Source organism: Agrobacterium tumefaciens (assembly GCF_017726655.1).
In the GTDB taxonomy this organism is placed as follows: domain Bacteria; phylum Pseudomonadota; class Alphaproteobacteria; order Rhizobiales; family Rhizobiaceae; genus Agrobacterium; species Agrobacterium tumefaciens_B.
On sequence record NZ_CP072308.1, the window covers coordinates 2,585,553 to 2,597,762 of the forward strand.

Genomic DNA, 12,210 nt, shown 5'->3' on the forward strand with positions numbered 1-12,210 from the left:
AAGGATTCTCCCATGTCCAAGGACAGCTATTTCCACAAATCCCGCGCCGGCGCGCCCGGTGCGCCGCTCTTCGTCCTGCTGCACGGCACCGGCGGCGATGAGAACCAGTTTTTCGATTTCGGCTCGGGCCTCCTGCCGCGGGCAACCATTCTCTCACCCGTCGGCGATGTCTCCGAGCATGGCGCAGCGCGGTTCTTCCGGCGCACCGGCGAAGGCGTTTATGACATGGCCGATCTTGAGCGTGCGACCGAAAAGCTTGCCGATTTCGTCAAGGCGAACCGCGAGCATTATCAGGCCGGACCGGTGATCGGCCTCGGTTTTTCCAACGGCGCAAATATTCTCGCCAATGTGCTGATAGAGCAGCCGGAGCTTTTCGATGCGGCGGTGCTGATGCATCCGCTCATCCCGTTCGAGCCGAAGATCCTCCCGGCCAAGTCCACCCGCCGCGTGCTGATCACCGCGGGCGAGCGCGATCCGATCTGCCCGGTGCCGCTGACCCGGGCGCTGGAGGAGAGCCTGAAGGCGCAAGGCGGGACGGTGGAAACCGTGTGGCACCCGGGCGGGCATGAAATCCGCTCCGGTGAGATTGAAGCGGTCAGGGGTTTTCTGGCGAGCTATGGGGAATAGGTGACAACCCCGTCATGCCGGATCTGATCCGGCCTCTAGCCACGGCGCGTCTGCGCCGTGAAAGGAGTCTTTTTCGATCGGGGACTTGATCGTGCTGGGCCGCCGCCTCAGCGATATCCGCATTGCTGCAGCTGCGCCTCATAACGCAGCGCCATGTTGGCCGAGCGGCGGGCGGCTCGCTGGATTGCGGCATTGTTGCGCCAGCTACCCTTCGCGTAACCGGCATGACCGGAATAATAAGCGAGATAGAGATTATAGGGGTCGTTCAGCGCAATGCCGTTTTCGCGCCGGCTCTTGGCGTGGTACCAGCCGACGAAATGGATCGCATCGGTGAAATCGGTGCGGCTTGCCGACCAGCGGCCTGTTTCGCGCTGATAAACGCTCCATGTGCCGTCAAGCGCCTGCGCATATCCGTAAGCGGTGGACTGGCGTTTCCAGGGAATGAAACCGAGAAGCTTGGTGCGCGGCGGTCGTGCATAGGGGCGGAAGGCGGATTCAGTGTAGATCGTCGCCATCATGACAGGCACGGGCACGCCGAATTCCCGCTCGGCCGCTTTCGCGTCGCGCCGCCAGTTGTTGAAGATGCCGTTGCGCTGCTCGAAAATCGCACAGGCATTGGTAACCTGCGACGGTGCGGTGGCGCAACCGGCCAGGACGAGCAGCATCAGGAAAACAACGGCAAATACGCCACGCATAACGGAACCCTTTCGTTCCGTTATTCTTAAATTGCTAACCATTAACGTCGGGTTTTAAGACAAGGTTAATTCAAATGCGGCCGATCGGACGGTCGTTAATACCCTGAAAATTCCTGTGGCCGGGATGGGGCGAAACCGGACGCGCATCGTCGCTTCCTGCCATTTTTCGACTTTTTTCTTCCCCGCACATCCCCGCTGTCATCCGGTGCGGTAGGCTTGTCTCCATACCGGTCATCAAACGTGCGCGCGGCGCGAGATGGGCGGGGCAGGCGGCCGAGACCGGGGAGTTTCCCGATGTCACGGTTGAGGCGGCCGGCATGTGACCTCCTTCCAAACAGGAACCGGTTTGGCGGGTGCGTTACAGGTTAAAAATATCGGAGCCGGGCCGCATCGTCTGCAACCCTCCAATACCAATCCATGCCCCGCAGCGATGCGGCCCTTTTATATCCCTCCGACGTTGCCGCAACTTTCGCGGCGGCGATATGGGCGCATGTCCGCGAGTGGGCCTCGCTGTCCAAAAATGAAAACCGATAAAATTGTAGCAATCCGCTTAAAGCGGCTGAAAACAGTGCTGTGCCATTGTGGGATCACAGACAGGGAGCGGCCTTTGAACGAGGTGCTCCGAAAGAACGACATCGAGACCGGCAAAAGCCGGCGGATCGCAAACGGGGTATGAAATGCTGAAGAAGATTATTGCTGCCGCCATCTGCGGAATTGCCATTGCTTCCATGTCCAACCATGCCGACGCGGCGGGTGCTGCCGGTTTTGCGCGTGGATTTGCCGCCGTCGAGAAGTCTGCGGTGACGCAGATCGGTCTTTCCCCTCGGGATGGTTTCGATGGCTGTGTTCTTGCCGCTGGCCAGTGTGTTGGCAGGATGTCTGCCCCGCTGACGGTTGAGCGCCGTGAAGAACTGCTGCGCGTCAACCGCGATGTGAACGCCACCATGGATGCGCTCGATGATTATTTCTCCGATTTCGCAAGTGATGTTCCGGCAACGCCATCGGTAAGCCTGGGCGATTGCGGTGACTGCGCCGCGATCAAGCGCACGGCTCTTGCCGGTGCTGGCTGGTCGTCCAATGCGCTGCGCGTCGCCTTTTCACTGAACAATGACGGATCGCTCGAAAAGGTGCTTATCGTCACCACCGATAAAGGCGACGTTGTTCTCGGCAACACCATCGTTTCTCCTGAGAGCCGGGAAAACGCGCTCTAAGGATTAGACTTCAGCATCGGAAATATCGTTCGATCCGATGCTTACCCATTCATGCCTGCCAGACTGCGCCGGTTTTCCTGATCCCTGTTGGTTCAGGAAGCCGGCGATTTTTTTCGTTCGGCAACGGCGATACCGGCGAGCGCCAGCATCAATGCCACGATCTGGTAGCCATGCAGGGTCTCGCTGAGCACGACCACGGACAGCAATGTGCCGAAAACCGGCACGAGATTGATGAAAAGGCCAGCCCGGTTGGCGCCGATTTGCTCCACGCCCCTGATGTAGAGGATCTGGGCGATGAGCGAGGCGAAAATGCCCGCATAGGTCACCAGCATCCAGCCGGTCTGATCCGGCCAGATCAGTGTGTCGCGAGACATTTCCCAGAAGACCAGGGGAATGGAGGTGAGGAGAGCGAAAAAGGCCGGGATCGCCATCAGCGTTCGCCAGTCGACGATGGGCTTCCAGCGCAGGATGACGGTGTAGATTGCGTAGACCAGCACGGCGAGCAGCATGATCGCATCGCCGACATTGACTTCCAGCGACAGCAGCGAAAGCGGATTACCGTGGGAAGCGAGCAGCGCCACGCCTGCGATGGTGAGACAGAAGCCGACGATCTGGCCGATCAGCACCCGCGTGCGGAACAGCACGAAGTTCAGAACGAAAATGACCATGGGCACGCCGGCCTGAATGACCGCGACGTTGATGGCCGAGGTATATTGCAGTGCCGTGTAAAGAAAGACGTTGAACGCCGTATAGCCAACGGTGCCGAGCACGAAGAAATAGGGCAGGCGCGTCCTCACCACCGGCCAGTCGCGGATGAGTTGCGGCACGGAAATGGCGAAGATGATGGCGACCGCAAATACCCAGCGCAGCATGGTAAAAGCCATGGGGCTGATGTGCCCGACGGCAAGCTTGCCGGCAACGGTATTGCCGCCCCAGCAGAGCGTGGCGATGATGAGGGCGATATAGGCTTTGGAAGGCACGCTTATGGTTCGCTTTTTCACGGGGCGGGAAAATGACAGGGAGGTCGGGCGTGGCCCTGTGCCCGCGCTTCGTCCTCCGCCGGGCGAGATAATGCGGGAAATCGGCGGCTTGTCACGGAAAAAGCAAAATTCTCCATAAGAAACAGGGTCGCTTTCCTTAAAACAACACAGTATACATTCGCGGGTTTGGGTTTCCCATCGGGTTATCGGGCGCGCAGGCGCCATGAGCAGGAAAGCAAGAAATGACGAATGTTGTGGTGGTCGGCTCGCAATGGGGCGACGAAGGTAAAGGCAAGATTGTCGACTGGCTGTCCGAGCGGGCAGATGTCGTCGTGCGGTACCAGGGCGGTCACAATGCCGGCCACACGCTTGTCATCGATGGTGTCAGCTACAAGCTTTCGCTCCTGCCGTCCGGCGTCGTGCGTCCCGGCAAGCTCGCCGTCATCGGCAATGGCGTCGTCGTCGACCCGCATGCGCTGATCGCCGAAATCGGCCGTCTGGAAGCGCAGGGCGTCAAGGTGACCCCGGAAAACCTGCGCATCGCGGACAATGCCACGCTCATTCTTTCTCTTCACCGTGAACTGGACGGCATGCGCGAAGACGCCGCCTCCAACAGCGGCACCAAGATCGGCACCACCCGCCGCGGCATCGGCCCGGCCTACGAGGACAAGGTCGGCCGCCGCGCCATCCGCGTCATGGACCTCGCCGACATGGAGGCGCTTTCCGCCAAGGTCGATCGCATCCTGACGCACCACAATGCGCTTCGTCGCGGCTTCGGCGCGGCCGAAGTCTCGCATGAAACGATCATGGAGGAGCTGTCCTCGGTTGCCGAGCGCATCCTGCCGTTCAGCGAAACCGTGTGGCTGCTGCTCGACAAGAAGCGTCGCGCCGGTGCGCGCATCCTGTTCGAAGGTGCGCAGGGTTCGCTGCTCGATATCGACCACGGCACCTATCCCTATGTGACCTCTTCCAACACGGTTGCCGGCCAGGCTGCTGCCGGTTCGGGCATGGGTCCGGGTTCGCTGGGTTATATTCTCGGCATCACCAAGGCCTACACCACGCGTGTTGGCGAAGGCCCGTTCCCAACCGAACTCAACGACGAAATCGGCCAGTTCTTGGGCGAAAAGGGTCATGAATTCGGCACCGTCACCGGCCGCAAGCGCCGCTGCGGCTGGTTTGATGCCGCGCTGGTGCGCCAGTCGGTCGCCACCAACGGCATTACCGGCATTGCGCTGACCAAGCTCGATGTTCTCGACGGTCTGGATGAGCTGAAAATCTGCGTCGGCTACAAGCTTGACGGGCAGGAAATCGATCATCTTCCGGCTAGCCAGGGCGCGCAGGCGCGTGTCGAGCCGATCTACATCACGCTGGAAGGCTGGAAAGAATCTACCGTCGGTGCCCGAAAATGGGCGGATTTGCCTGCTCAGGCAATCAAATACGTTCGGCAGGTGGAGGAACTGATCGGAGCGCCGGTTGCGCTTCTGTCGACAAGTCCGGAGCGTGACGACACCATACTTGTGACTGATCCGTTTGAGGACTAATGTCCTCGGCGATCTAGATTCATAAACCATATCGGGCCGGTACGTCGCCGGTCACGACGAGAAAGTGCTTATGGCGGATTTTGTAGCAGTCATTCGCAAGGCCGTGGATGGCTTGGCGAACAATACTCCCGAGAACCGGGCGAAGGTTTACGACAAGGCGCGCAGTGCTGTTGTGCGCCAGCTCGAGAATATGAAGCCACGTCCGCCGGAAGAATTGTTGCGCCGGCAGATCGCCAAGCTGGACGCCGCCATAGCAGAGGTGGACAGCGAATATGCCGAGGCGCTTCCGGCGCTGGAGGATGATGACGCTTTCTCGCCAGCGGCAGAGGAAACGGCTGCTCCCTATCATCATCAGGAAGCCGCTGAGGAGCCGGCCGCCCAGCCCGCCGAAGTCGTGCACGAGGCCGAACCGGAAGAGCCTGCCCATCGCGAAGACGAGCGGGAAGAGCAGGTTCACGCGGATGCTGCACCGGCTGAGCCGGAACCGGTTTACCAGGAGCCGGACCGTTACGACGAGCCGCGCCACGATGTTCACGCTTCCGAAGAGGAGCGGCTTGACAGGGGGCACGAGCCGGAAGAGCTCTACGACGCACCGGAACCCGAGCCTGTTGCGCCGGCACTGGTAGACGCCCCCCATGACGAGGTCGGCACCTATTTCACCCGCGCGGAGGAAGAGCCGGCTCACGAGCCGCAGCAGGACCATGCCGAGCCGGAGCCGGTGTTTACACCCGCACCTGTTGACGATGCCGTTCCCCCCCATTGGGCGCAGCCCGTGGACGAGGACGACTGGCGCAAGCTGGACGACGAACGCAACGACGATCTTCGCCCGGCCGACGGGGACTATGAAGAGGTTCGCGACGAGACCGACGGACGCCCGGTCGTCGCCGGTTATGCCGCGCAGCATTATCAGGAGCCGGACGTCAGTTTTGAGCCCGCGCCGTATGGCGAGACTGATCGACGCGACGCCGACGACCATCTGGGCCCCACGGCTGTCGAGCACGCGCCCGCCTTTGGTGGCCGGCACGATTTTGACGAGCATCACCCGAGCGAAGAGCCGGCTCCGAAAAAGGCAGCCGTGGTCGAGGATTTCTCGTCCTATTTCCAGGACGCGGATATTGCCATTCCCGCCAAGGATGCGCCGGCGCTGCCGCGCGCGGACGATGATCCCTTTGGGGAGCAGGCGGCCGCAAAGGACAACAAGGAACGTACGCCCTGGGACGATCTGGATGAACTGATCGGTTATGACGGCGCCACATCTTCCACTCGACAGGCGACTGGTGACGTGCCCGGCCTCGCTGCCACGGCGGCGACGCCGGCCTATATGGTCAAGAAAAAGCCGCGCCGTAACTATGCGTCAGTCGTTCTCGCCGTCGTCGGGGTGGCACTTCTGGCTGGTGGTGGTTATGCCATGTGGATGAACCGCGACGCGCTGAACGATATGGTGGAAGGCCTCGTCAGCTCCGCCCAGAACGGCGGCAGCGGGCAGTCGACCACGCCGACCGAGACCACGCAGACTGAGCCTTCGACCACCCCACCGGCGACGCAGCAGCCACCGGCCAGCACGGGCCAGCAGCAGCCGGCAACGCCGACCAATCAACAGGGCCAGACACAGAATCATGGCGATGACGGTTCCGTCACCGGCACCAAATTCACACAGCGGCTGATGGCCGATGGCACCGAGCGCGACGAGGGACCGGCTCCGGGTGCCAATGGCCAGCCCGTGACGGCTGAAGGTCAGTCCGTCTACGAACAGAATGTCGCGCCGCCGCCTGCGGGTGAGGCTCCTGCCAACACGGCTGGTGCGCCCGCCGGAACGCCGGCTGGCGCGCCTGCGGGACAGCAGCCTGCCGCCGCGGCCACGGGAGACCGCATGTTCCTCTACGAGGAAGTGCTGGGCCAGACGGTTCCGACCGCCATTCAGGGAACCGTGTCCTGGTCGCTGCAGCAGGAAAACGACGCGGAAGGCAAGCCTTCTCCGACCGTGCAGGGCCAGATTACCGTGCCCGGCCGTGGCCTCAGCGCGCTCATCACCTTCAAGCGCAACACCGATCCGTCGCTGCCGGCAAGCCATCTGATCGAGATCGTCTTCTCGGTTTCGCCCGGCTTTGAAGGCGGCGCGATCGACAGCGTCCAGCGCATCGCGATGAAGAGCACCGAGCAGGATCGCGGCAACGCGCTGATCGCGGTCCCGGCCAAGATCACCGACGATTTCCACATGATCGCGCTCAACGACTTCCCGGATGCGATGAAGACCAATCTCGAGCTTCTCAAGAGCCGTAACTGGATCGACATTCCGGTGTCCTACCGCAATGGCCGGCGTGCGCTGTTGACCCTGCAAAAGGGCAATGACGGCATCGCCGCCTTCGACAAGGCGCTCAGCGAATGGGCGGCGTCAACGCCGGCGACGGGACAGTGATGGTTATGGGGGCGATCCACCAATAGCTCGCCCCCTCATCGCCTCGCTCGCGCTCCGGCACTTCTCCCCGACGGGGAGAAGAATTCGCCGCACTGCCTCATCTTTCTTAAATCTTACAGACGTTTCTAGCGCTCGATCGGTCGCCGCAAATTCTTCTCCCCGCCGGGGAGAAGTGCCGGAGCGCGAGCGAGGCGATGAGGGGGCAAGGGTCGCTGCTTTGCGCAGCAGCACTTCCTCCTCAAATAAAAACCCGCAGACCTTGAAATCTGCGGGCTCAATGAGCGACTAACTCATACGAGAACTAAGGGCAGGCCACTTAGACCTTACGCATCCACCACGCGCAGGGCGCGCGCTGCTTCCAGCGCTTCCTTCTGCACCGCTTCCTGCACCTTCTCGAAGGCACGCACTTCGATCTGGCGCACGCGTTCGCGGCTGATGTCGAACTCGGACGAGAGTTCTTCCAGCGTCACCGGGTCTTCCGCAAGCCGGCGGGCCTCGAAGATGCGGCGTTCGCGGTCATTCAGAACGCCCATGGCTTTCGCCAGCATGCGGCGGCGGGTTTCCAGCTCGTCCTGCTCGATCAGCACGTCTTCCTGGCTGTCATGGTCATCCACCAGCCAGTCCTGCCATTGGCCGGATTCGCCCTCGGAGGCCTTGATCGGCGCATTCAGCGATGCGTCGCCGTGCAGGCGGCGGTTCATCGAGATGACTTCTTCTTCCGACACCTGCAGCTTCGTCGCGATTTCCTTGACGTGCTCCGGCTTCAGATCGCCGTCGTCGATGGCCTGGATGCGGCCCTTGAGACGACGCAGGTTGAAGAACAGACGCTTCTGATTGGCGGTCGTACCCATCTTCACCAGCGACCATGACCGCAGGATATATTCCTGGATCGACGCCTTGATCCACCACATGGCGTAGGTGGCCAGACGGAAGCCGCGCTCCGGATCGAACTTCTTCACGGCCTGCATCAGGCCGACATTGCCTTCAGAGACGACTTCGCCGATCGGCAGGCCGTAACCGCGGTAACCCATCGCAATCTTGGCGACGAGACGCAGGTGGCTGGTGACGAGCTTATGCGCGGCGTCGCGGTCGCCATGCTCGGCATAACGCTTGCCAAGCATGTACTCTTCCTGCGGCTCCAGCATCGGGAATTTGCGGATTTCGTCGAGATATCTGTTGAGACCGGCTTCGCCGGCTGTAATCGTAGGCAAACTATTGCGGGCCATAAAGCACCCCCTTATCTATGGTCTGGAACGGCACCCTCTTTGATCGGCGAATAACCGCCGGAGGCGCACCGTAAGCTGCGGGTCGTTACCGACCCCGCACGAACCCATGTGACAGATATGTACGCGCGCACCGCGTTTCAAGCGAACGCTGCGTTCACACATGCGTTATGGCGAGACGACCTCTTCTTTGACCTGTTTAACTTTTGACCGATAGATTCGTTCCGAAAAACCGCCGAGGCCGGAGCGCACCATCAGCTCATACATCACCCTTCGGCGCATCGGATTGTGCAGACGCACCACCTTCGAGCCAAGGAACTGCGTCTCGACATGGGCAAGCGCCTGCAGGTCCGGATCGGTGGCAATCGCGTCCGCATAGATGGCGTGAAATTCCCGGCGACAGACGTAGGTCTTGTATTTCGTCATGGCAAAGCAGGCGAGGTTATGACCGTGGGTGCGCAGGAAATCTGCAACGCCGACCGTCACTTCCGGCCAGGCGGGGTTGAATGTGTCGTCAAAGACGATGACGCCATGCGGCGCGATTACCTCCAGCGCCAGTTTCGCATCGGCCAGCACATGGTGCAGGTGATGGCCGCCATCGATGCTGAAGAAGCGCGCCGGGCCAATGCGCGAGGTGATGTCGGCCGGTGACAAACGGGTGCTGTCGCCCTTGATGATGAGGTCCTCATCCATGGCAAAACCCAGCCGGCGTCCGCTTTCCATCAGGCGGTCATATTGGTCCAGGCTGCCGTCTTGCGGTGGGTCGAGATCGAACAGATCGACGCCCAGCACCTTTTCCTGCGCCTGCGCGAATTTGCGCAGCAAGAAATAGGAGCGACCGTAATAAACGCCGATTTCCGCGATGCCGCCGTGCAGGGCGCTTCTCGTCTGGGCCTGTAGCAGGGCCTTGAAAACAAGCGCATCGGGCGGGTCGATATAACCTTCGACACTACGCAATTCCTGAAAAATAAACCGGCGGTCTTCAATCGTCATGCGCACTCGATCCCGTCATCATGCCGGTTCCGTTCAAGGCGGCTCGAACGTGCGCCGGTTCAAGGCTTTGCGAGGCAAAGGAGGTGCGAGGATTAAAGCGAAATTGGGGCGGTCTATAAAAAGGACCGACTGCGGAATATCGCGTTTCGCTAATCTGTTTTTATTATCCGAAGCTTCCGGCGAAATGGGCGGCGCAGCTTTTTAGGCCTGCGCCATGCGTTTTCAGGCCTGCAGGGCGGCGATCAACTCTTCCATATCGTCCGGCAGGTCGGTTTCGAACTCCATCACCTCGCCGGTGCGGGGGTGTTCGAAAGCCAGCAGATAGGCATGCAGCGCTTGGCGCGGAAAGCGCCCGACGATGCTCTTTGCCGGTTCCTCGAGAAGGTTCGCCTTGGTGCGGAAAGCCGCACCATATTCGGGATCGCCGATCAGCGGATGGCCGATATGGGCCATATGCACGCGGATCTGGTGGGTGCGGCCGGTTTCCAGGCGGCATTCCACCATGGAGGCGAGGCAGGTAGCATCCGCCCGTTCGTGATATCGCTCCACCACCTCGTAATGGGTGATCGCCTCACGGGCATCGTCCGAATCCTCATGCTTCACAGCGCGTTTTGTGCGATCGGCACCGCGGCCGAGAGCGGCGTCGATGGTGCCGCGAAGCGTGCGCGGGCGACCCCAGACAACGGCCTTATAGGCGCGTTCCAGCGGGCCGGTGCGGCCATGATCGGCAAATTGCGCGGCCAGATGCCGGTGGGCATTGTCGTTCTTCGCCACGACCATGACACCTGACGTTTCCTTGTCCAGCCGGTGCACGATGCCGGGACGCTTGACGCCGCCAATGCCGGAGAGGCTGTCGCCGCAATGGTGAATGAGGGCGTTGACCAGCGTTCCCGTCCAGTTGCCGGCGCCGGGATGCACCACGAGACCCGGGGGCTTCACCAGAACGATCAGGTCGTCATCCTCATATTCCACATCGAGCGGGATATCCTCGCCCTTGGGCTCAGGGTCTTCCGGTTCCGGCATAACGATTTCGATACGGTCGCCGGGATGCACCTTCTTTTTCGGCTCCGTCACCGGCTTGCTGTTGATGGAAACGGCACCCTGTTCGATCAGCGCCTTCAGCCGGCTGCGGGAGAAATCGCCGCCCACTTCGCCCGCCAGCCAGGAATCGAGGCGCCCTTCGGCGTCTTCCCCGGCAATCAGGACTTTCCTTGCGTCTCCGCCTTGTTTAAAGGGGTCGTTCATTCTTATTTTTCCGATCCATCAGCATTTCAGGGAACCCGATGACGCAGATCGAGCAAGACGAACAGGAAGACAAGCCGCTTGATCCGGTCATGGAAAAACTTCGCCGCCGGATGATCCGTTTGCAGATCGTTTCGGGCTCCGTGATGTTCATCGCCCTTATGGCTGTCTTTGGTGCCGTTGTCTACAAGGCGACGGGTAGCTCGAAAACGCCGGCGACGCAAAGCGTCGCGCCAAATCTAGCCGTGCCAACCGGCAATGGCCCGATGGCGGTCACCGCCAGCCTGCCGCAGGGCTTCACCATTGAAAACGTCAGCTATTCTGGCGGCGATATGCTGTTTTATGGCCGGCTGGCAAACGGAACCCGCAAGGCGCTGGTCTTCAATGTCGCCAGCGGCCGGTTCCTCGCGGATGTGACTGTTGATGGCCAGTGAGGCCGAACATCCATTTTTCGGTCAGCGGGCGCTGATCCCGGTTGAAGACCCGACCGACCCGCGCATTGCCGCCTTTCGCGACATTCGCGAGCGTGATCTCACCGGCCGGCAGGGGCGTTTCATTGCCGAGGGTACGGTGGTGCTGCGCATGCTGGCTGCCGCTCACAAGGCGGGTGGGGCCTTTGCGGCGGAAAGCATCCTGATCCTGCGCAACCGTCTTTCCGGCGTTGCGGATATCCTTGCCGAAATCCCCGATGATGTCCCGGTTTACGTGGCGGAAGCGCCGGTGCTGGATGGTATTGTCGGTTTCCACCTGCATCGCGGCATTCTGGCGCTCGGGCGGCGCGTGCGCGATGATGGGCTGGAAGAGACGATAGCAGCACTTCCCGCCTCGTCTCTGGTGCTCGTCGGCTGCGGCATCTCCAACCACGACAATCTCGGTGCCATGTTCCGCAATGCGGCAGCCTTTTATGCCGATGCGGTGCTGCTGGACGAGACGTGCTGCGATCCGCTCTATCGCAAGGCGCTGCGGGTTTCCGTCGGGTCGGTGCTCTCGGTTCCCTATCACCGCGGCGGCGGGGCGGTCGCGATGCTGGAGCGGCTTTCCGGGGCTGGTTTTGCAATCTGGAGCCTTTCGCCGGGTGGCGAGACCGAAATCCGCGATATTCCCCGCTCCGGGCGGATGGCGTTGGTCATCGGCACGGAAGGCGAGGGCTTGCCGCAATCGGTACTGTCTCGGTTTCATACGGCGAGGATTGCGCAGTCGCCGCAGTTGGATAGCCTGAATGCGGGCACGGCCTCCGGGCTCGCGCTTTATCAGATGGCGGGGGTGATGGGGCGGGTGTAGA

General features: G+C 61.2%; 11 protein-coding genes. 6 read left to right on the forward strand and 5 right to left on the reverse strand.

Annotation, left to right across the window (positions count from 1 at the left end; genetic code table 11):
• Positions 1–12: 12 nt before the first annotated feature.
• Positions 13–627 carry an alpha/beta hydrolase gene (locus AT6N2_RS12640; RefSeq protein WP_063948202.1) on the forward strand — a complete coding sequence of 205 codons (615 nt, stop codon included), beginning with the start codon at positions 13–15 and terminating at the stop codon, positions 625–627.
• 107 nt (positions 628–734) lie between these two features.
• On the opposite strand, the gene AT6N2_RS12645 is transcribed toward AT6N2_RS12640, so the two are convergent.
• On the reverse strand, positions 735–1,322 hold the full coding sequence (locus AT6N2_RS12645; RefSeq protein WP_063948203.1) for a transglycosylase SLT domain-containing protein: 588 nt from the start codon (positions 1,320–1,322) through the stop codon (positions 735–737).
• A gap of 677 nt (positions 1,323–1,999) precedes the next feature.
• Between AT6N2_RS12645 and AT6N2_RS12650 the strand changes: the two genes are divergently transcribed.
• Positions 2,000–2,533 (forward strand): transglutaminase-like cysteine peptidase, encoded by a 534-nt coding sequence (locus AT6N2_RS12650; RefSeq protein WP_209087233.1) that lies wholly within the window; start codon positions 2,000–2,002, stop codon positions 2,531–2,533.
• A gap of 92 nt (positions 2,534–2,625) precedes the next feature.
• Here AT6N2_RS12650 and AT6N2_RS12655 read toward each other — a convergent pair whose 3' ends face one another.
• A complete protein-coding gene (locus tag AT6N2_RS12655; RefSeq protein ID WP_209087235.1) occupies positions 2,626–3,513 on the reverse strand; it encodes a DMT family transporter in 888 nt (295 codons plus the stop codon).
• A 242-nt stretch (positions 3,514–3,755) separates the two neighbouring features.
• Between AT6N2_RS12655 and AT6N2_RS12660 the strand changes: the two genes are divergently transcribed.
• The gene (locus AT6N2_RS12660) at positions 3,756–5,054 is read left to right on the forward strand and encodes an adenylosuccinate synthase (protein WP_144577047.1); all 1,299 of its coding nucleotides are present in this window, start codon (positions 3,756–3,758) and stop codon (positions 5,052–5,054) included.
• A gap of 70 nt (positions 5,055–5,124) precedes the next feature.
• On the forward strand, positions 5,125–7,470 hold the full coding sequence (locus tag AT6N2_RS12665) for a hypothetical protein (RefSeq protein ID WP_209087237.1): 2,346 nt from the start codon (positions 5,125–5,127) through the stop codon (positions 7,468–7,470).
• Positions 7,471–7,793: 323 nt separating this feature from the next.
• On the opposite strand, the gene rpoH is transcribed toward AT6N2_RS12665, so the two are convergent.
• The 3 genes from rpoH to AT6N2_RS12680 all read right to left on the reverse strand — a co-directional run bounded on the left by rpoH (position 7,794) and on the right by AT6N2_RS12680 (position 10,931).
• Positions 7,794–8,696, reverse strand: a complete 903-nt coding sequence (gene rpoH / locus AT6N2_RS12670; protein ID WP_003522581.1) for an RNA polymerase sigma factor RpoH — start codon at positions 8,694–8,696, stop codon at positions 7,794–7,796.
• A gap of 165 nt (positions 8,697–8,861) precedes the next feature.
• Positions 8,862–9,686 carry a class I SAM-dependent methyltransferase gene (locus AT6N2_RS12675; RefSeq protein ID WP_209087239.1) on the reverse strand — a complete coding sequence of 275 codons (825 nt, stop codon included), beginning with the start codon at positions 9,684–9,686 and terminating at the stop codon, positions 8,862–8,864.
• Between the two features lie 222 nt (positions 9,687–9,908).
• Positions 9,909–10,931 (reverse strand): RluA family pseudouridine synthase, encoded by a 1,023-nt coding sequence (locus tag AT6N2_RS12680; RefSeq protein WP_209087241.1) that lies wholly within the window; start codon positions 10,929–10,931, stop codon positions 9,909–9,911.
• A 38-nt stretch (positions 10,932–10,969) separates the two neighbouring features.
• On the opposite strand from AT6N2_RS12680, the gene AT6N2_RS12685 reads away from it, so the two are divergent.
• Both AT6N2_RS12685 and AT6N2_RS12690 read left to right on the forward strand, forming a co-directional pair.
• The gene (locus AT6N2_RS12685) at positions 10,970–11,362 is read left to right on the forward strand and encodes a hypothetical protein (protein ID WP_063948210.1); all 393 of its coding nucleotides are present in this window, start codon (positions 10,970–10,972) and stop codon (positions 11,360–11,362) included.
• A complete protein-coding gene (locus tag AT6N2_RS12690; RefSeq protein WP_209087243.1) occupies positions 11,352–12,209 on the forward strand; it encodes a TrmH family RNA methyltransferase in 858 nt (285 codons plus the stop codon). Before AT6N2_RS12685 ends, AT6N2_RS12690 begins: the two co-directional genes overlap by 11 nt.
• The last annotated feature ends 1 nt before the right edge of the window (position 12,210 follow it).

Coding starts and splice junctions, on each gene's coding strand:
- AT6N2_RS12680 (WP_209087241.1), bottom strand. CDS start 10,931: ATGAACGACCCCTTTAAACAAGGCGGAGACGCAAGGAAAGTCCTGATT.
- AT6N2_RS12665 (WP_209087237.1), top strand. CDS start 5,125: ATGGCGGATTTTGTAGCAGTCATTCGCAAGGCCGTGGATGGCTTGGCG.
- rpoH (WP_003522581.1), bottom strand. CDS start 8,696: ATGGCCCGCAATAGTTTGCCTACGATTACAGCCGGCGAAGCCGGTCTC.
- AT6N2_RS12645 (WP_063948203.1), bottom strand. CDS start 1,322: ATGCGTGGCGTATTTGCCGTTGTTTTCCTGATGCTGCTCGTCCTGGCC.
- AT6N2_RS12660 (WP_144577047.1), top strand. CDS start 3,756: ATGACGAATGTTGTGGTGGTCGGCTCGCAATGGGGCGACGAAGGTAAA.
- AT6N2_RS12640 (WP_063948202.1), top strand. CDS start 13: ATGTCCAAGGACAGCTATTTCCACAAATCCCGCGCCGGCGCGCCCGGT.
- AT6N2_RS12675 (WP_209087239.1), bottom strand. CDS start 9,686: ATGACGATTGAAGACCGCCGGTTTATTTTTCAGGAATTGCGTAGTGTC.
- AT6N2_RS12685 (WP_063948210.1), top strand. CDS start 10,970: ATGACGCAGATCGAGCAAGACGAACAGGAAGACAAGCCGCTTGATCCG.
- AT6N2_RS12650 (WP_209087233.1), top strand. CDS start 2,000: ATGCTGAAGAAGATTATTGCTGCCGCCATCTGCGGAATTGCCATTGCT.
- AT6N2_RS12690 (WP_209087243.1), top strand. CDS start 11,352: ATGGCCAGTGAGGCCGAACATCCATTTTTCGGTCAGCGGGCGCTGATC.